Source organism: Marinobacter sp. L-46 (assembly GCF_056859535.1).
Genome location: NZ_JBSXOP010000041.1, coordinates 1 through 19,730, shown reverse-complemented (window position 1 = coordinate 19,730; position 19,730 = coordinate 1). Strand labels below are relative to the sequence as shown.

Below are 19,730 nucleotides of genomic sequence, written 5' to 3'. Positions count from 1 at the left end.
AGAGCCATGAACGAAGACCAGTTGGACCGCATTCGTTGTATCACCGAGGCCGCCTTGCTGGCCGCCGGAAAGCCCCTGTCGCTGGATCAGCTCCGGGAGTTGTTCGACGAAGGCGATCGCCCGGCCCGGCAGGTTATGGAGCACGTGCTGGTGCTGCTGGAGCAGTCCTGTGAAGGCCGCGGTTTCGAGCTGAAGAAAGTTGCCAGCGGTTACCGGTTGCAGGTGAGGGAAGAGTTCGCGCCCTGGGTTGGCCGGCTGTTCGAGGAAAAGCCGCAGCGTTATTCCCGGGCGTTGCTGGAAACCCTGGCACTGATTGCCTACCGGCAACCGATTACCCGGGGCGAGATTGAAGAAATCCGTGGCGTTACGGTAAGCAGCAATATCATTCGCACCCTGCTTGAGCGAGAGTGGGTGCGGGTAGTGGGCCATCGCGATGTGCCGGGCAGGCCGGCCATGTATGCCACCACCCGACAATTTCTTGATTATTTCAACCTGACCGGGCTCGATGAGTTGCCTCCGTTGTCGGAAGTGCGGGATCTCGAAGAGATCGGTCGGGAGATAGAACGCAATATGCAGGGCGAAATCGAACTCGATGCGCCCGACCAGACACTTCACTGATGCCACCGGCATCAGCTATTCAGTAAGGATGTAATACATGGCGGCATCTAGCCCCGGAAAACCAGGCGCAGCAAAGAAACCGGCACGCGGCGACCAGGCCCTGAGTGAAGGCCCGGAGCGCATTCAGAAACTCCTGGCCCGTGCCGGTGCCGGATCACGCCGGGAAATCGAGGGCTGGATGGAGTCCGGCCGCCTGCTGGTCAACGGCCAGCCGGCGCAGCCCGGGCAGAAAGCCACCATTGACGACTCCTTCGAACTGGACGGCAAGGTTCTGGACGTAAGCTCGGCCGCCCAGGTGGTTCGCCGGGTGCTGATCTACAACAAGCCCGAAGGCGAAGTGACCAGCCGTAAAGATCCGGAAGGCCGCCCGACGGTATTTGACCGGCTGCCACGGCTGAAAGATCAGCGCTGGATTTCCATTGGTCGCCTGGATATCAACACCACCGGACTGGTGCTGTTCACCACCGACGGCGAACTGGCCAACCGGCTCATGCATCCGTCCCGCCAGATTGACCGTGAATACGCGGTACGGGTGTTTGGTGAAGTAGACGACGCCATGCTGGAGCGCTTGCGGGAAGGTGTGTTGCTGGAAGACGGCATGGCCAAGTTTTCCGATATCGCGCCCGCCGGTGGCAGCGGCATGAACCGCTGGTTTCATGTAACCCTGCTGGAAGGCCGCAACCGGGAAGTGCGCCGCCTGTGGGAATCCCAGGGTGTGCGGGTAAGCCGCCTGAAGCGTGTCCGTTACGGGCCAATCTTCCTGCCCAGCCGTCTGACCCTGGGCAAGTGGGAAGAGCTGGACCAGAAAGCGGTCGATACCCTGAGTCGCACGGTTGACCTTGCACCGGTGAGTATCCCCCAGAAAACGCCCGGGGAACAGGCTGAACACGATCGGAGACGCCGCAAGAGCCCGGGTAAATCGCTGCAGCGTGCCCGCAAAGGCAGCTGGCAGGTCTCTGATTCCGCCCCGGCCCGTCCCCAACGTAAACCCCGTAGCTGACCCCTCAACGGTCCCGCCCCTGTCTGCCGGCAATCAAAATGTCCGACAAGGGGGTGGGGCCGGCAAAAGCCTGTGATAAACTCCTGCGTTTGATTGTCCCGCGTTGGCAGAGGTGAGCATCAGGTCTATGAGATTTCAGGCACCGGAAAGTCTTTCCGAACAGATCGCCCAGCATATTGGCCAGAGAATCGTTATCCGGGATCTCAAGCCCGGCGAGCGCATTCAGGAGCTGAAGGTAGCCGGAGAGCTGAACGTCAGCCGTGGCTCCGTGCGTGAGGCGCTGCTGATTCTCGAGCGCCGGCACCTGGTGGAAATCTACCCGCGCCGTGGTGCCGTGGTGTCTGACCTGACCCCGGCCTCTGTGAATGCCCTCTACGACATCTACATCGACCTGCTATGCATGCTCGGGCGCAAGGTACTGGAACGCTGGTCCGGCGACGAGCTTGGCGGCGTCATGAGCCAGGTACGGGAGATGCAGGCGGTGATCGACGCCCTGAACTCCCAGGCGCCAGACGCTGCCGAACGGGTGATCGAGGCCGGTTTTGGCGTCATGCGCTACGCATACAGCCTGGTTGAAAACCCGTTTCTGGAAGAAACCCTGGAAAACTTCCGGCCCGCCATTAGCCGGACGTACTACGTAGCGCTGGATCATTTCCGCAGTGAAATTGCCGAAACCGGTACCTTCTTCCGAAACCTGGCCGATGCGGCCGTAGCCGGCGATGCCGAGCGCCTGCAGAAGGTTATCCAGGACTTCGGTGAACACCAGCGCCAACAGGTACTGAGCATTCTCACGGAGGAGAACGCCTGACATGCGGCTCAAGTCCATTAAACTGGCCGGTTTCAAATCCTTTGTTGATCCAACCACCGTACCGTTCCCGTCGAATATGACGGCGGTAGTGGGGCCGAACGGTTGTGGCAAATCCAACATCATTGACGCCGTTCGCTGGGTAATGGGCGAGAGCTCCGCAAAGTACCTGCGGGGCGAATCCATGACAGACGTTATCTTCAACGGCTCCAGCGCCCGCAAGCCGGTGGGGCAGGCTTCCATCGAACTGGTGTTTGATAACACCGAAGGTAAGGCGCCGGGCGAGTTCGTTAAATTCAACGAAATTTCGGTAAAACGACGGGTATCCCGGGAAGGCCAGTCCGAATACTTTCTCAATGGCTCCAAGTGCCGCCGTCGAGACATTACAGACCTGTTTCTGGGCACCGGCCTGGGGCCGCGAAGCTACGCCATCATCGAACAGGGTATGATTTCCCGGTTGATCGAAGCCAAGCCGGAGGAATTGCGTGTCTACATCGAAGAAGCGGCCGGCATTTCCAAGTACAAGGAACGCCGCCGGGAAACCGAAAACCGCATCAAGCGTACCCAGGAAAACCTCGACCGGCTGACCGACCTGCGGGAAGAGCTTGGCCGGCAATTGCAGCACCTGGAGCGACAGGCGGCTGCAGCGGAAAAGTACAAAACCTACAAGCAGGAAGAGCGCCAGAAAAAAGCGGAACTTACCGTACTGCGCTGGAAGGCCCTGGATAACGACCTGCAAACCTCGCGTGGCAAGATCCGCGATACCGAGCTGGAGCTTGAAAAACTCCTGACCGAGCGGGTGAACCTGGAAACCTCCCTGGAATCCCTGCGGGAAGCCCACCACGAACGCACCGAACACTTTAACCGAGCCCAGGCCCGCTACTACGAAGCCGGCGCGGATATTGCCCGTATTGAGCAGAGCATCGAACACCAACGGGAACGCAGCCGCCAGACCGCTGCCGAGCTGGACCAGGCCATGGCCAACCAGCGGGAACTGGCCCGGGAGCTGGAACAGGACGAAGACAAGCTGGCGGGCATCCAGGAAGAACTGGATATGCTGGAGCCCGAGCAGGAGAGCCTGGCCATCCGGGCCGAGGAATCCGGCGAGAAGCTCCAGCAGGCCGAGGATGCCATGAGCGACTGGCAGCATCGCTGGGATGAATTCAGTACCCGATCCGCCGACGCTCGCCGCCAGGCAGAACTTGCCCAGTCCCGCATCCGTTCGCTGGAAGACGCCATCGAGCAGCTGCGCAACCGCAAACAGAAACTTCACGACGAAAACGAACTGCTGGAAGGCCAGCTGGACCGGGCAGAGCTGGAAGACCTGCTGGAACAGCAGGAAACCCTGGAGCTCCAGCGGGAAGAAGCGCAGGAGCGTATTCAGTCTCTGCAGGATGACGTTTATAACGCCCGCCAGAAACTCCGCGATGCCGAACAGCAGGTACAGGAGCATCGCCAGCGGGTGCAAAGCCTGCGGGCTTCCCTGGAGTCCCAGCAATCCCTGCTGGACGAACAGATGGGCAGCCAGGACGATGCGCTGCAACAATGGCTTTCAGATAACGGCCTTTCCGATGCGCCCCGGCTGGCGACCCGCCTGGCGATCGAAGACGGCTGGGAGTTTGCGGTTGAGCAGGTAATAGGCCGGTTCACCCAGGGCCTTTCGTTGCCCGGCTTTGATCAGCTGACGGGCGCGCTGGAACAGGCTCCCAGAGGCCTGGCGGTCGTTTCGGAAAATGGAAATGGCAGCCCGGAAAGCTCCGGGCTTGCCGCCAGGGTATCTGGCGTCCCGGCGCTGGATGCCATGCTGGCAAACATTGATGTGGCGGAATCTGCCGCTGACGCACTCGCGCGCCGTGAGCAACTGGCGCCGGCCGCCAGCCTGATTACCCGTGAAGGGATCTGGGTTGCCCGGGACTGGGTACTGATGCCGGACTCCGACGCCGGCCAGGTGGGCGTGATCGAGCGCCAGAAAAAGGTCACCGAGCTTGAAGCCTTGCTGGCGGAAGCCGAAGAACAGCTTGAAGCCGCTACTGACCAACTGGAACTTTTGCAGGAGCAGGGCGAACGGGCAGAGACCGCCCGGGAAGAAGCCCAGGCCAGAATCAGCGAAACCGAGCGCGATCTGGCAGCGCTGGCATCCCGCGCCAGCGGCCTGAAAGCCCGGGCAGAGCAGATTGATGCCCGGCTGTCCCGCATTCGCGACGATATTGAAGAAGTGACCGCGAGCCTGGAAGGCCAGCAGGAAAGTCTGCTGGAAGCCCGGGAGGAATGGGATATTGCGCTGGCCTCCAGCGAAGACTCCGATGAAGAAAAAGAACGCCTGCTGGAACAGCGGGATAGCCTCAGGGAGAACCTTGACCGCCTGCGCCAGGATGCCCGCCACGATCGTGACCACACCCACCAGCTTCAGCTGCAACTGCAAACCCTGCAAAGCCAGCGTGACGGCCTGAAACAGACCATTGACCGGATGCAGCTCCAGAGGGAGCGCCTGGAAGAACGGCTGGACGTGCTCCGGGAAGCCCGGGAAACCGCCGAAGAGCCCGTGGAAGACCTGCAGATGCAGCTCGAAGGCCTGCTGGAGCGGCGGCTGGCGGAAGAAGAAAAGCTGGGTGCCGCCCGGGATGCCCTGGAAGATATCGACAGGGAAGTGCGGGATCGGGAGCAGGGCCGCAGCCGTACCGAACACGTGGTGCAGGATGTGCGTGCGCAGCTCGAAAAGCTCAAGATGGAATCCCAGGCGCTGGAGATTCGTTCTGGAAATTATATCGAACAACTCAGAGAGTTAGACGTTAAACTTCAGGTAATACTTGAGCAATTGCCAGAGGACGCCGAGGAAAAAGTCTGGGCCGAAGAGCTGGAAAAGATCGGCAATCGCATCCAGCGGCTCGGGGCCATCAACCTGGCAGCCATCGAGGAGTACCAGGTTCAGGGTGAGCGCAAGAACTACCTGGATGAGCAGCACAATGATCTGATGGAAGCGCTGGAAACCCTGGATAATGCGATCCGCAAGATCGACCGGGAAACCCGTCAGCGTTTCAAGGAAACCTTTGACCAGGTGAACGGTGGCTTGCAGGCATTGTTCCCGAAAGTGTTCGGGGGAGGTAATGCCTACCTGGAGCTGACCGGGGAAGACCTCCTGGAAACCGGCGTCGCCATCATGGCCCGGCCCCCGGGCAAGAAGAACAGTACCATTCACCTGTTGTCCGGTGGTGAAAAGGCCCTGACGGCCATTGCCCTGGTATTTTCCATTTTCCAGCTCAACCCGGCGCCTTTCTGTATGCTGGATGAGGTTGATGCCCCGCTGGATGATGCCAACGTTGGCCGGTACGCCAATATGGTCAAAGAGATGTCCAAACAGGTACAGTTCATCTACATTACCCATAACAAGATCGCCATGGAGCTGGCTGACCAGTTGATGGGGGTGACCATGCACGAACCGGGCTGTTCGCGACTGGTATCGGTAGACGTAGACGAGGCAGCGGCCCTGGCCGAAGCCTGACGGGTTGGCGAAAAAGCCGCCAACCATGACAATAACGCCATCTGGGCCCGGTGTGCGTTGTATTCATTACGGGCTTTTCTTAGAGTAGCAACGTTCCGAACTGCAAACAGGACAGCAGCTTATGTCACTTAGGGAATGGTTAATCGCCATAGGTACCCTGGTAATTATTGTAATCGTGGTCGACGGTATCCGTCGCATGCATCGAGCCCGCAAGGAATCCATGGCGATTTCTTCAGGAATGGGGGCTGACGACCTGAAAGATTCCCCGCTGGATGACGACTACAACCCGGAACTGCCGAATGGCGGAGCCCGCATAGTTTCCCGGGGTAACCTGGAAGAGCGGGGCTATGTCACCCGCGACACCTCCGAACCGGACGGTTATGACGATGACGTGGAACCTGAAACAGGCTGGGGTGCCATTGATGATGAGCCCGAAGAACCTGTTCAGACACGTGTGCCCTCCCGGCCGGAACAGCCCCGGGAGTTTGCGGAGCCGGAGCCGATGGTTGAGCCGGAGCCCGAACCCGCCCCTGAGCCACAACCGGAAGTGCGCCAGCCGTCACGGCCGGTCAAGGAGCAGGAGCCTCCGGTTGTCACCTCCGAGGTCGAAGAAGATACCGCCCGCAGGGAGCCTGTGAAACCCCGTGGTAACCAGCCTCTGGCCGGTGCCAACCGCCCGGAAGCCCGGGAAGTACTGGTCATCAACGTGTTGTCCCGCAGTGGCGAGGAGTTTTCGGGCCCGGTCCTGAAAAAGCTGTTTGAAGCCTGTGGCCTGGAGCACGGCGACATGGATATCTACCATCGCCACGAAGGCTCCGATACCACCACGCCGGTGCAGTTCAGTGTGGCTAACGCGGTAGAGCCGGGCACATTCCGGCCGCAGGACATGCCCGGGATGAAAACGCCGGGTATCAGCTTTTTCATGAGCCTGCCCGGGCCGTCAAATGCCATGCAGGCATTCGAATTCATGCTGGAAACTGCCCAGACGGTGGTCCGCAACATGGGTGGCGAGCTGAAAGACGAGCGCCGCAGTGTGATGACACCGCAAACCATCGAGCACTGCCGCCAGCGCATCCGTGAATTCGAGCGTAAACAACGCTCCCATCGGGCCTAACACCCAGCCAGGACTCCCGACCTGATGACCAAAGCTTCTGCAGAAATCCAGCAGCGCGTAGCTGAGCTACGCGCCAATCTTGAAGACCACAATTACTACTACTACGTTCTGGACGAGCCCAGAATCCCCGATGCGGAATACGACCGGCTGTTCCGGGAGCTTCAGCAACTGGAGCGGGAACATCCGGAGCTGGCTTCTGACGACTCGCCTACCCGCAGGGTAGGCAGCACCCGCGACACCAGCTTCGCCGAAGTGACCCACCGGCTGCCGATGCTGTCGCTGGACAACGCCTTCAGCGAAGATGAACTGCGGGACTTCGACCGCCGGATCCGCGACCGCCTGAACACCGAAGACTCCATTGAGTACGTCTGCGAACCCAAGCTCGATGGCCTTGCGGTCAGCCTGCATTACGAGAACGGACTGCTGACCCGCGCTGCCACCCGGGGTGATGGCTACACCGGGGAAGACATCACCGCCAACATCCGAACAATTCCGTCTGTACCGCTAAAGCTTCGGGGCAGCGGCTATCCGGAGCTGGTAGAGGTGCGTGGCGAGGTGTACATGCCCAAAGCCGGGTTCGAGAAGCTGAACCAGCGGCTGGCAGAGCAGGACGAGAAGACCTTTGTTAACCCGCGTAATGCCGCCGCCGGCAGTCTGCGCCAGAAGAAATCTACCGTCACCGCCAAACGCCCGCTGGAGTTCTGCGCCTACAGCATGGCAGTAACAGACGAAAGCGTGCTGCCCGGCACCCACTGGGACAGCCTCCAGCTGGTGGCCGACTGGGGTTTCCGGATCAACCCGGAAATGCGCAAGGCCGAGGGTGCGGAAGCCTGCTTGCAGGCCTACAACGAGCTGATGGAAAAGCGTGACAGCCTGCCCTATGAAATCGACGGCATCGTGTTCAAGGTGAACCGCCTGGATCTCCAGCAACAGCTCGGGTTTGTCTCCAGGGCACCGCGCTGGGCCATTGCCCACAAGTTCCCGGCCCAGGAAGAGCTGACGGTCATTGAAGACGTCGAATTCCAGGTGGGCCGTACTGGCGCTGTTACTCCGGTTGCACGCCTGAAACCGGTGTTTGTCGGCGGCGTCACGGTTTCCAACGCCACCCTGCATAACATGGATGAAATCCGCCGTCTGGATGTGCACATCGGCGATACCGTGTTCATTCGCCGGGCAGGCGATGTTATTCCGCAGGTGGTGAAGGTGGTGCCGGAAAAACGCCCGGCTAACGCACCTTCTGTTGAAATGCCGGCGCATTGCCCGGTTTGCGGTTCCGACATTGTCCAGATTGAGGGTGAGGCGGTAGCACGCTGTTCCGGCGGCCTGTATTGCCCGGCTCAGCGCAAAGAAGCCATCCGCCATTATGCGTCCCGCAAGGCGATGGATATTGAAGGTCTTGGCGACCGGCTGATCGAAGTGCTGGTAGATGAAGGCATGGTGAGTACGGTGGCGGATCTGTACCGGCTGACCAAATTCCAGCTGGCCAGCCTTGAGCGTATGGGCGACAAGTCTGCGGGCAACCTGGTGGCGGCCATCGACCGTTCCCGTAACCCGGTGCTCTGGCGCTTCCTTTTTGCGCTGGGCATCCGGGAAGTGGGGGAGGCCACGGCCAAGTCCCTGGCGTCCCATTTCGGAACCCTGGAGGCTATTGCCGGGGCGGATGAGGAAGCCCTGCAGCTGGTTCAGGATGTCGGCCCGATCGTGGCCGGCCATATCCGCAGTTTCTTTGACCAGCCCCACAACCAGGAAACCCTGCAAGCGCTTAAAGACGCCGGTGTTACCTGGCAGGAAGAGCAAGTAGTAGCTGCTGAAGAACAGCCGCTGGCGGGTGAAACCTGGGTGCTCACCGGCACCTTGTCGCAAATGACCCGTGACCAGGCCAAGGAAAAGCTGGAGCGCCTGGGTGCCAAGGTAGCTGGCAGCGTCTCGAAAAAGACCGCTTGCGTGGTGGCGGGAGAAGCGGCCGGCTCCAAGCTCGCAAAAGCTGAGCAACTGGGTGTGCCGGTGCTGGACGAAGATGGATTGCTGGCCCTGCTCAAGGAGCACGGCTTAGAGGCCTGAAGGCCGCTGGCCGGTGAATCTGAGAACTCGCGCAGATCCCCCGGAGAACAAATTGGCTACCATGGCGTTGACCTGTAACGGTGTGTAAACCGGTTGGCTGTACGCAACCGGACACCGCCATAACAACAACGTCTTGAAACGGATTTTTGCATGCGCGCCGATTTGTTCTCCCGCACTTTTTCGACGGGCCGGCTTGCGGGCCTGGCTCTGGTTGCCCTGGCCGCGGCCGGCTGTAAAACCGAAAAGGATCCGGACGACCCCACATTGCTGGGCGCACCGCCTACCACGGCATACATCGGCGTTGAGTACTACTACAACTGGGGTGCCTACGGCGGCGAAGGCATCCTCGATTATTCCCTCACCAATGCACCGGCCTGGCTGGCCCTGGAAGATACCAGCAACAAGGCCCGGCAGGGCGTCATCATGCGCGGTGTGCCGGGGCTGACCGGCGGCGAGCGCGGCCTGGACGACCTTGGCAAAACTGAAGATATCGATATCGTGACCACTGATGGTCGCATGGCCGGGTTCCAGCCGTTTGATATCGAAGTGAAGCACAACCTGGTTTCAGTGGAGGCGCCGGAGTTTACCGAAGGTGAATCACCGGAGATCAGTGCTCCCAGGGGTGAACACTGTGCATTGCCGGAGCTTGAGCCGGAAGGCGCCCACAGTGTTTCCGAAACGGCTGCCCAGCCAACCCGCCGGGTGTATGCCAAAGTCCGGCTTGAACGGCCATCTGTTACCCGAGTTTCCATTGCCTTCCAGCTGGAGTCGGATTTCACCTGTGAAGATCCCGTTGGAGCTATTTCCCGGGAATGCCATTCCGCCGACAGCAATATGGGCCGCGCGATTGTCGGGCAGGACATTGTGGCTCTTGGCAGCGGCTCGGACCACCCGGTTGATGAAGAGGGCAATGAGCTGGCCTACGTAACGTATCAGGAAGGCCCCGAAGGCTTCTACGACCGGGGTGTCGTTACCCTGGAGCCCGGTATCAGTGAATGCTATATCCCGCTGGAAGTGATTGATGACAAGGTGGCAGAACCCACCGAGCAGGCTCGACTGGCCCTGACGGAGGTTCGCGAGGGCCTGGCGTCTCTTGGCAATAATAACGCCGGTATCAGCACCAACCTGGCCATTGCCGATAACGAACCGATGGTTGCCCTGCGAACCCTGAACGGCGGCACCAGGGACACGCTGAATGTTGACCCGGAGGTGACCGATGTAACCTCTGCGGGTTACAACGAGGAGCAGGTTTACGCTGCCATCCTGACTGGCGAGCGGGAAGGGCAGGTAAATGTAAAACTGACGGTTAGCGAACAGTGTTCTACCGTCGGAACCGGAGATTTTGTGATTGTCCAGGCCCCCGAGACTCTTCAGGGCCTTACGCTGGATCCTGAGCCCGGGACTAATGAACTGGTGTTCCCGGCAGGCGTGAACGAGGTGCAGTTCAGTATTACCGCGAAGGACTACGCAGACACCGCCGAAAGCCTGCATGACCGCCTCGCGATCCTGGTTGTTGATGTTAAGGGTCAGGCCGGCCTCGAGAACTTTGCCCGGGGCGAGAGCGACGAGCTGATGACCCTGAGCTTTAACCGACAGATAACGCCGTTGACCTGGACGGATGGATTTGTGCCCACAGACATGGCCACTGGCTCGCAAGGTGAACTGTATGTGGCGGGTCGTGGCTCCGATGATGTATTGCAGGTGCGGATCTACGACCAGAAAGGCGCGCAGTCGGGCTCCACGCTTGAATTGAATGCCGGCGCAACGGCAGCGGCCACGGAGGTGTACCTGGCCCTGGGTAAGCGAACCGAGCGGGTTGACGGTCGCAGTACAACCTACGAAGAGTTGGTGGTGGCTTATTCTGACGCTGGTCAGGCTGTTGTGGAGTTATACCGCAAAGACGGGGACACCGGTGCCTACGGACCGGTATTCGACAAATACAGGCTGGCGTTTGGCTCCTCCGGTAACGATGCCGTCAAACGAGTGGGCTATCAGGGCACCAATGGCGACCTGGTGGTTGCCGGTGAATCCGACGGCGCCTGGGGTGGACAGAGCAATTCCGGTGGCATCGACACCTTCCTGGCAGTGGTTGAAACCATCGGTGAGGAACTCAAGCTTAAGGAAGTCCACCAGGAAGGCTCAACCGGCAATGACAGGGTAGCCGGCGCCAGCACCGAGTTCTCAACTCCTATGCTGTTTGGCTATGCGCCCGGCGTGGTTGATGGCAACGGTGCTGTGGGTCCGTTCTTCTATTCGGGCACGGCAGACGGCGCGGTATACGGTATTGGTGGTGATGCCTCGGAACAACTCCGCCACGGCTTGTATGCAAACAGTACCGCATGGCTGATCGGTGACGGCCCCTGGAGCTACAGTCTGGTTGAAGTGGAAGAGGGCGATAACGAGCTGGAGCGTACAACAGGTGCAACGGCCGGGTTTGTGCTGGGCTTTACCAGCACCGGTGTGCCCAAGGCTGCCTTCACCCTTGCCTCCGTTGCAGACGCCGCTGTGAACTCCCTGGACAAGGGCGTAGCACTGGCAAGTGATGTGATTGCTGCCGGAACGCTGGATGGTGGCCAGGGCCTGTTGGCACGGGTGACCACCCAGAAGGATCCGGAGCTTTATCAGAGCTGGCAAAAAGCACTGGCGGAGCCGGGTGTGCAGTTCCTGGGCCTCGGCAACTACCGGGATGATGAGATCGTGGCCCTGGTGAACTCCGATGCCGGACACCAGGTTCTTCTGTTCAGCCCGGAAGGGCGGTTGCTGACAGCTCCGGCTGATAATCCATGAGCTAATGATCCATGACCTGATGAGCCATAAAGGGTGTCGAGGTTACCCTGAGCCGCCAGTCAGTCCGGCTTGGGGTATAACCTCGAGCTTTCCACCCGGCGGATCAGCGGCTCCGGCAAGCTCAATGGCTGTCCGGTTATTCGGTCCGCCAGGTACTCTGCCATGAGTGGTGCCCAGGTCAGGCCCTTGCTGCCGTATCCGGTCAGCAGGTAGGCGCCCGGCACTTCCTGCCCGTTTTCACCCTTGAGTTCGTCCGCCACCGGCTGATAATCATGGCTGGCGCAACGGAAAGAAACCCGACCTGCAAGCTCGCTGGCATCAGGCCCATGGTCGCCCATGACGGCAGGCAGCAGCTCTGCCAGTTGCTCGATATTTTCCTGGTGGCTTTCCAGTGTAGCGTCCGGGTTATTGTCTCTCAGGTCAAAGGTCGCACCGGTTACTGCGATTCCACTCATGGCCGGGTTCAGGTACTTGGTTCCACAGATGACCGCCCCTGGCAGGTTGTATTTTTCTGCGGGCAAGCAGGTGACCTGTCCCCGGATGGGCTTCAGCCTCAGTTTACCGTTGGCCGGGTTCAGGCTGGCGGACTCGTGACCGCCTGCAATCACCAGCCTCGCTGCGCTCAGCCGCTGGCCATCCTGACTGTCAATCGTCCAGCCTTTGCCGTCAGACCTCACCGTGCGTACATTGAAACCAAATACCCGTTGGATTCCCGGGTGATCGGCAAGGGCAGCGCAGGCCTTTGCCGGCTCAAGCCAGCCGGAACCGGGAAACCACAGGCCGCTGGCCGTTACCTTAAGGCCGGCGCGCTTCGAACCAAGCTCTTCATCCACCGGTTCCAGCAGTTCGACCGGGTACTGGCAGCGTTCAAGGAATTTCTGCTGACGATGCTGCTCCTGCTCGTTGGAGGCCAGCTGCAGCAGGCCAGTGGGGTGCCAGAACTGTCCGGCCCAGCGCCGGTAATAGCGCTGGCTGAAACTCAACGCGGTTGCGGCCAGTTCGGTCTGGGCATTGTATTCCACGCCCAGTTTCACATAGAGCGCGCCTTGGGCATTACCGGAGGCACCGGCGCCGGGCTGATCGGCCCGGTCAATCAGCACAACGGGAACCCCCCGTTCCGCAAGGTTGCGGGCGAGGGTGGTGCCGGCAATTCCGGCACCGATGATCGCCACCGGTAACCGGTTTGATGCACCGGAGGCGGCCACGGAAACCTCAAGCTGGCCGGTGAGCATTTCCCGCTTGCGACCGAAGCCCGGTACCTTTTGCATGGTAAACCCGGCATCGATCAGTGCCCGGCGTACCCGACCCACAGAGGTGAAGGTGGCCAGCGTGGTGCCGGGTTTGCTGTGGCGGCGAATCTGGCCAATGGCGTCTTCCAGCCACATCTCCGGATTCAGCGACGGGGCAAAGCCGTCCAGGAACCAGGCATCCGCCTGGAAGGAGAGGTCTCGCCAGGCGTCCAGAACATCACCGAAATACAGCGTCAGCCGGATTCGCCCGCCCGCCAGTACCAGCCGGTGAGTACCTCGAATCAGTGGTGGGTAATGGGCGATGAGTTCGGCAGCCTGGGGGGCAAGCTCCGGCCAGAAAGACAGGGCTTTTTCCAGATCACTCCGGGTCAGGGGAAACCGCTCCACAGACACAAAGTGCAGAATGGCAGAATCATCTTTCGGCCGGCAGTTGAGCCACTCGGCCCAGGCGGCCAGGAAGTTCAGACCGGTACCAAAGCCGGTTTCCGCAACCACAAAATGACGGTTATCGGCCAGCTCAGCAAAGCGCTCCCGGAGCCGGTTGCGGCCGATGAATACATAGCGGCTTTCTTCCAGCCCGTTGTCGCGACTGAAGTACACATCACCAAAGCGGGCAGATTCCGGCACACCATCGCGCCAGACAAGATCCGCCGGCTCCATGGCCGGCGGCAGAACAGGGTTGGTCATAGAGTCAGTCTTCGGCAGCAGCCCGGGTTACCTGCTCGATGATCACAGAGCGAACGGGCACATCGGCCATGCCGCGAACGCGGGCCGTTTTAACGCCAGCAATGGCGTCCACCACATCCATGCCTTCTGTTACTTTGCCAAATACCGCATATCCGGCACCGTTGGCGCCCTTGTTCAGGTAGGGGTTGTCGACCAGGTTGATGAAGAACTGGGAGGTGGCGGAATCCGGTGCGCTGGTGCGGGCCATGGCAATGGTGCCGCGCTCGTTAGGCAACTCGGCGGAGGCCTCGTTAACAATGGCCTCTTCGGTGGACTTGCGGGACATGTCTTCAGTAAATCCGCCGCCCTGAATCATGAAATCGGCGATTACGCGGTGGAAAATCGTGCCGTTGTAGAAGCCTTTATCGACATAGCCCAGAAAGTTTTCGACCGTTTTCGGGGCGACATCCGGGCGCAGTTCCAGGGAAAAAACACCGTGAGAGGTTTCAAACCGCACTTCCGGACGCTCGTTTACAGGCTCTTCGGCCTGCACCGGAGCGGCAGCCATCAGGGGCAGTGCGAGGGCAAACAGGACGGGCTTCACATTAAACAGGCTTTTTACGGTATTTGTCATTTCAACAGTACTCGCGGTTTCAGGAATGGATCGCTTGGCTGACATAATGTCTGAAATCGTAACCTGTGCACAATTCTAACAGATACTTAACCATTGAATGCCCACGATGGTAGACAGTTGAATAAGCTGGGTTATCCTTCAAATGTGTCGATTTGAAAGTCATGTTGCCGATTCGGGTTGTACGGTAATCACTTTGAATACAGGAGAAGTCTGGTGAGATTCCGTTTATTAACGCAGGCTGGTGCGGTGGCGTCTGCCTTCGCCGTCTTTGCCGGTTCCGCGCCAATGGCCTTGGCTTCCGAGCAGCAAAACTGGAGCTACACACCGGCGTTTCTGCCGGTATCAGAAGCCGGTATGTCTGCGGTTTCCGCTCACGGCAGTGTGCGTTTGCAGGAGTTGCTGCGAGCGGGTGGTGGCACCCAGCCGGCCCACCTTGAGAGCCCGGATTATGTCACCCGTGTGAATGCGCCATCCGGTGAGGTTAGCGGAGACAGCCTTGCGGACTTGGGCACTGCCGGTGCAGATGTGGCCAATGTCCTTGAAGACCTGCTGGCGTCGCTGCCCGATTTGCTGGACATGGACTTCAAGATTGTCGGCATTAAATACCGGCCGGGCGAAGAGGTCGTCACGCTGGGCAGCGATGGCGCAATCCATGTTGCCTTCCCGGAAACCGTGGACCTGGTCGCCATCGAAAATCTTAACGTAGGCGGCGGAGACGGCCCGCCACTAGGCGATATCAACCTCTATGATCTAAGCTTTCACCGGGATTCCAGAATCCGCATCCAGGGAGAATAATGCTCAGCCGGGTGCGGTTCGTTCGTGCCGGGCCGGGTTGTACGGTTGCAACTGTACCAGCGGGAGCGTTTGCCAGTGAAAGTACATAAAGGGTTTGAGGAAAAGTCCCGGCTTGGCCGGTTGCTGATCAACCGGGGTTATATCTCGGAAGGCCAGCTGGAAGCCGGCCTGAAAATTCAGCATGACACCGGCCAACGCCTGGGTGAGGTGCTCGTAGAAGCCGGTTGGCTTACCGAGCGGGAACTGCACCGGGTTCTAAAACACCAGGCCCGTTACCGCAACGCCGCCGCACTGGTGGCCATGGTCACCGTCCCTTTCCAGCCCTTGGTCACCTTTGCCTCAGGCAACTCCAATGCCGCCCTCGCTCCGGTGGTGGCGGGTGAGATGTATGGTGGCTTTGCGCCCATGACCGAAGAGGATATGGCCAGCGTAACTGCCGGGAGCGAGATTGGGCTTCTGGAGCGTATTGAAACCGTCGCTGATCCGGAAACCGCCCGGGACCCGGTTAACACCCTGAAACTGGCCTCCCACATATTCTCTCCGGTGTTGAGCTTCGTCGATTCGGACCTCAGTATTTCCGGCGTCCATTACCGGGAAGGCGAACCCCAATACCGTATCCCCGATGACGGTGCACTTCAGTTGCTGCTGCCGGAGCGCATCGAGGAAGTTCGTCTCGACAATATTCGTGTCACCAACAGTCAGACACCGCCTATTGGCAATATCAGCATTCAGGATATCCGTTTCCATCCGGATTCCCGGATGACGATTCACCTGCATTAGCCGTCATTGCGGCTTTGAGCAGCACTTGCCAGCCTGTCATTTAGTGATAGAGTGCCGTTTTCGCATTTCTGACGGGACAGTTTCATGCCTTTGAATGTATGGGTGCTGGTAGCGGCTCAGGCGCTGGCCATGTGCACGGCTCCTTTTATCGTATTTATCGGAAGTATTCAGGGGCGGCTGCTGGCGCCGGCACCGGAACTGGCCACCTTGCCGGTACCCTGGTTGTGGTGGCGGTCGGTTATCGGCCTTCCGGGGAACGGGTGGCCGAGACTGTCGTGGGTGGTGGTCGCCCCATGCGTGAGATTCTCGCCAATCCCTTGGTCTGGACCGCCATCAGTGGTGCAGCCATTGGTTATGCGGTGATGAGCTTTATCATGACTGCAACGCCCCTGAGTATGACGGAAATGGCCGGGCACGATTTTGACGACGCCAAGCGGGTAATCCAGCTGCACATCATGGCCATGTACCTGCCGTCTCTTATCTCCGGATGGCTGATCCGGGTGGTGGGCATCCCCTTGATGATGACTGTCGGCTTGCTGGCCTATCTGGGGTGTATTCTGTTGGCCGCGGCAGGCATCAGCTTCCACCATTATTTATGGGCCCTGATCCTGCTCGGGGTGGGCTGGAACTTCCTGTTTGTTGGCGGCACCACCCTGTTGCCTCAGGGCTATCGGGATTCAGAGCGATTCCGGGTACAGGGCCTCAATGACATCATGGTATTCAGCGCCCAGGCCACGGCGGCGCTGAGTGCCGGAGCCGTGCTGACAGCCTTGGGCTGGGCTTCGCTGTTAATGGTTGCCGTGCCGCTGCTGGTGCTGCACGCTTTGTTGATGGCAGCCTGGCTGCTCAGGCGCCAGCCGGCAGGGGTAGGTGGCCGGTCTTCAACCAGATAACGGTTTCCTGGTCTACGAACGGGTGATGCTGGCTCAGGTGCGGGCTGCGCATCCAGGTGCCTTCCGGGTAACGGCCGTGTTCATCGCAGAACTCGCCAGACAGCACCAGGATTTCCTCGCCACCGAAGTGCCGGTGGGGCTGGAAGGCCTCATTGGCCGGCCATTTCACCAGGGCCACATGCTCATGCTCGAAATCGTGCAGGGGCATTACCTGCAGCCCGCCAATGCCCGGCAACCATTCAGCCTAATTGGTATCGACACGAACGGTTGCGGTGTCCTTCGGATCAAACTGGTGCAGCTTCACCAACAGGGTGCAACCTTCTTCGCTGAAGGGCGCGTGGCCAGTGCCGGGCGGGTTCCGGAGGTAGGTGCCGGCCGGGTAATGGCCGGTCTCGTCGGAGAATACGCCCTCCAATACCAGGATTTCCTCGCCCAGTGGGTGCTCATGCCGCTTGAAGGAAGAACCGGGTTTGTAGCGAACTATGCTGGTGGCATGGCCCCGTTCGGCCTCTTCCCGTGCCAGCGGCTTGCGCTCCACGCCCGCCGCCGGGCTGGGTTGCCATTCCTGTTCGCGGGTATGAACAACCACTCGCTGGGAGAAATCCATATTCAGCATGAAAAACCTCGAATAAGTGCTATTTGATTAGTGCCTGAACGTCCCGGAACCTCGGATGGCGGCAGTCTACCATCCACTCGAACGCTACCATCTCTGTGGTAACAATCCGGGCGCCACTCTGGTGCAGGCGGTCCAGCGCTACGTCCCGGTCGAAATCATTCCGGGAGCCGGTTGCATCCGCTACCACCCAGACCTTGTAACCGGCATCCAGAAGGCTCAGGGCTGTTTGCAGCATACATACGTGGGTTTCGCAGCCTCCGATGACAATATGCTGGCGGCCCTCCGGCAGGGCATCAATCAGCCCGTCCGGGCAGGCATCGAAATGGTATTTGCTGACGGTGTGGTGGCAAAGCTCCCGAACACTTTCCACGTTCGGGCCCAGCTTGTCCGGAACCTGCTCCGTGGCGATGACCGGCACCTCCAGCAAGCCCGCAATCGTCGCAAGCAGGGTGCAGCGGTCAACTACCTCCATTCCCTGACTGATTGCAGGCATCAGCCTGGCCTGTACATCGACAAGAAGCAGGGTGGACTGTTCGGCTTTCATTAACATAAAGAGGCTCCGAAGATTGTGGGTGTTTGATGACAAGGATAGCCAATTTAGTCGCCGGAAATCCGACAACACGAATTTTCAGGATTTTTTTAAAGGAATCGCTTCATTGCGGTTGCCAAACGCCAGCAAAACTATTAAAGTTTGCGCCCTCAAATGAGCGACAACGTAGCTGATTTGAAACAGTTTATTGGAGAGGTGGCCGAGTGGCTGAAGGCGCACGCCTGGAAAGTGTGTATACGTTAATAGCGTATCGAGGGTTCGAATCCCTCCCTCTCCGCCAATAAAAGAACCCCGGCAGAAATGCCGGGGTTTTTTATTGGGCGGAATAATCCCTACAGCCGTAAGCATTAACCGCTACGCCACACCAAACACCCCCACAAAACTGACATTAGTCAAATCGCCACCCGCCCCCTGAATTTTCTAACTTGTTCTCCATGCCAAGGAAATGAAATATCTTCCAAAACCGGAGAATCAGAATGAAAAAACACCAACTTGCATTGTTCATCGCTGCGGCCGCCGGGCAGGGCATTACGCCAGCCCGGTGGACTGCAGTATGAAGACCCCTGCCGTTACCGTTACGCTGGCCAGTAAGGTGGTCAGTGCAATGATATTGGCCGCCATGCGGTCGTTCCCGCCCAAAGCCTTCACCATGACAAAACTCGCCGCTGCCGCCGGGCTGGCGAAGAACAGGAACATCAGGCCCAGCTCCCGGCCTTCGAATCCCGCCAGCCAGGCCGCCAGTGTGCACAGGGCCGGCAAACTCACCATTTTCCATACCGACGCTCCCAGCGCCGGGCCGCTGTCTGTTCTGATGGCTTTCAGGGAAACGGTGGCGCCAATGCAGAGCAGGGCCAATGGCAAGGTGAGAGAGGCAAAGTAATTGCCGCTGGTCATCACCCATTGTGGAAGGCTGACCTCCCAGGCGGCGAAGGGAATGGCGATAACCACGGCAATAATCAGCGGATTGCGAACCACGTCTTTAACGGTGTTCGAGAAGCTCATGCTTTTCCCCGGCTGATACGCCAGCAATACCACGACAGACAGCACGTTATAGGAAATAATCACCAGCCCCAGCAATATGCCGCCGGCAGACAAGCCGTAATCGCCATAAAGGTTGGCCGCCAAGGCCAGGCCGACAATCCCGCAATTACCCCGGAACGCACCCTGCACATAGACGCCCCGGTCATCTTTGCTCACCCGCCGGATTGCCCAGAACCAGACAGCGCCGAAGCTGGCCAGTGTGGCCGCCAGGTAGAACAGCAGCAGTTTGACGTTGAATGCCGTCGTCAGATCTGCCCGGATGATGCTGAGGAACACCAGGGTTGGCAGCGTGGCCTTGAACACCAAGGCGGAAGCGGTGCTGACAAAGTTCTGGTCTATCCAGCCAATCCGGCGCAGGCCGATGCCGATAAAGACCATGGCAAAAACCGGCAGGGTGGTTTCAAGGGTGTGGGCGAAGGTTGCTAACAGGCCACTCAAGGGACAACGTACTCCTCTGGAACAAACAACGAAAAAGGCCTCCGCTAGTGTCCCTTAACAAAAATTCGCATAGATAATTCTCCGATCCTGTATAATCTCACAAGTAGAGACAGGAGAAACAACCATGGCGCGAATAGCTAGACCCCTTGAAGTGAGCGACTCTGAACGAAAGGAGCTGGAGTC

Annotated in this window: 14 protein-coding genes, 1 tRNA gene and 1 pseudogene; 11 read left to right on the top strand and 5 right to left on the bottom strand. The window is 59.3% G+C overall.

Features of this window, described 5'->3' with window-relative positions; translation table 11 throughout:
• Window positions 1–6: 6 nt before the first annotated feature.
• The 7 genes from scpB (at window position 7) to AC13DJ_RS04270 (ending at window position 11,884) form a co-directional block, all read left to right on the top strand.
• Window positions 7–618 (top strand): SMC-Scp complex subunit ScpB, encoded by a 612-nt coding sequence (scpB, locus tag AC13DJ_RS04300; protein ID WP_482934004.1) that lies wholly within the window; start codon window positions 7–9, stop codon window positions 616–618.
• A gap of 37 nt (window positions 619–655) precedes the next feature.
• Entirely contained in the window at window positions 656–1,618 is a 963-nt protein-coding gene (rluB, locus tag AC13DJ_RS04295; RefSeq protein ID WP_058340555.1) for a 23S rRNA pseudouridine(2605) synthase RluB, read from the top strand.
• A 127-nt stretch (window positions 1,619–1,745) separates the two neighbouring features.
• Complete coding sequence (locus AC13DJ_RS04290) at window positions 1,746–2,426, top strand: GntR family transcriptional regulator (RefSeq protein WP_058340556.1); 681 nt, start codon at window positions 1,746–1,748, stop codon at window positions 2,424–2,426.
• 1 nt (window position 2,427) lies between these two features.
• Window positions 2,428–5,922 (top strand): chromosome segregation protein SMC, encoded by a 3,495-nt coding sequence (gene smc, locus AC13DJ_RS04285; RefSeq protein ID WP_482934005.1) that lies wholly within the window; start codon window positions 2,428–2,430, stop codon window positions 5,920–5,922.
• Window positions 5,923–6,043: 121 nt separating this feature from the next.
• Complete coding sequence (zipA, locus tag AC13DJ_RS04280) at window positions 6,044–7,036, top strand: cell division protein ZipA (RefSeq protein WP_482934006.1); 993 nt, start codon at window positions 6,044–6,046, stop codon at window positions 7,034–7,036.
• Window positions 7,037–7,060: 24 nt separating this feature from the next.
• Window positions 7,061–9,097, top strand: a complete 2,037-nt coding sequence (gene ligA / locus AC13DJ_RS04275) for an NAD-dependent DNA ligase LigA (RefSeq protein WP_482934007.1) — start codon at window positions 7,061–7,063, stop codon at window positions 9,095–9,097.
• A 150-nt stretch (window positions 9,098–9,247) separates the two neighbouring features.
• Window positions 9,248–11,884: a hypothetical protein gene (locus tag AC13DJ_RS04270; RefSeq protein WP_482934008.1), complete on the top strand. Its 2,637-nt coding sequence runs from the start codon at window positions 9,248–9,250 to the stop codon at window positions 11,882–11,884.
• Between the two features lie 59 nt (window positions 11,885–11,943).
• Here AC13DJ_RS04270 and mnmC read toward each other — a convergent pair whose 3' ends face one another.
• Window positions 11,944–13,821: a bifunctional tRNA (5-methylaminomethyl-2-thiouridine)(34)-methyltransferase MnmC2/FAD-dependent 5-carboxymethylaminomethyl-2-thiouridine(34) oxidoreductase MnmC1 gene (gene mnmC, locus AC13DJ_RS04265; protein ID WP_482934009.1), complete on the bottom strand. Its 1,878-nt coding sequence runs from the start codon at window positions 13,819–13,821 to the stop codon at window positions 11,944–11,946.
• A 4-nt stretch (window positions 13,822–13,825) separates the two neighbouring features.
• Window positions 13,826–14,434 (bottom strand): peptidylprolyl isomerase, encoded by a 609-nt coding sequence (locus AC13DJ_RS04260; RefSeq protein WP_482934010.1) that lies wholly within the window; start codon window positions 14,432–14,434, stop codon window positions 13,826–13,828.
• 213 nt (window positions 14,435–14,647) lie between these two features.
• Between AC13DJ_RS04260 and AC13DJ_RS04255 the strand changes: the two genes are divergently transcribed.
• The 3 genes from AC13DJ_RS04255 (at window position 14,648) to AC13DJ_RS04245 (ending at window position 16,902) form a co-directional block, all read left to right on the top strand.
• On the top strand, window positions 14,648–15,229 hold the full coding sequence (locus tag AC13DJ_RS04255; RefSeq protein WP_482934011.1) for a hypothetical protein: 582 nt from the start codon (window positions 14,648–14,650) through the stop codon (window positions 15,227–15,229).
• Between the two features lie 75 nt (window positions 15,230–15,304).
• Entirely contained in the window at window positions 15,305–16,009 is a 705-nt protein-coding gene (locus tag AC13DJ_RS04250; protein ID WP_482934012.1) for a cyclic di-GMP-binding domain-containing protein, MshE-related, read from the top strand.
• A gap of 131 nt (window positions 16,010–16,140) precedes the next feature.
• On the top strand, window positions 16,141–16,902 hold the full coding sequence (locus AC13DJ_RS04245) for an MFS transporter (protein ID WP_482934013.1): 762 nt from the start codon (window positions 16,141–16,143) through the stop codon (window positions 16,900–16,902).
• On the opposite strand, the pseudogene AC13DJ_RS04240 reads toward AC13DJ_RS04245, so the two are convergent.
• Both AC13DJ_RS04240 and AC13DJ_RS04235 read right to left on the bottom strand, forming a co-directional pair.
• Window positions 16,856–17,518, bottom strand: a pseudogene (locus tag AC13DJ_RS04240) (cupin domain-containing protein). The gene AC13DJ_RS04245 and the pseudogene AC13DJ_RS04240 overlap by 47 nt on opposite strands.
• 19 nt (window positions 17,519–17,537) lie before the next feature.
• Window positions 17,538–18,068 (bottom strand): isochorismatase family protein, encoded by a 531-nt coding sequence (locus AC13DJ_RS04235; protein ID WP_022989254.1) that lies wholly within the window; start codon window positions 18,066–18,068, stop codon window positions 17,538–17,540.
• Between the two features lie 189 nt (window positions 18,069–18,257).
• On the opposite strand from AC13DJ_RS04235, the gene AC13DJ_RS04230 reads away from it, so the two are divergent.
• Window positions 18,258–18,348: transfer RNA gene (locus tag AC13DJ_RS04230), tRNA-Ser, on the top strand.
• A gap of 248 nt (window positions 18,349–18,596) precedes the next feature.
• Here AC13DJ_RS04230 and AC13DJ_RS04225 read toward each other — a convergent pair.
• A complete protein-coding gene (locus AC13DJ_RS04225; RefSeq protein ID WP_482934015.1) occupies window positions 18,597–19,538 on the bottom strand; it encodes an AEC family transporter in 942 nt (313 codons plus the stop codon).
• Window positions 19,539–19,730 lie beyond the last annotated feature (192 nt).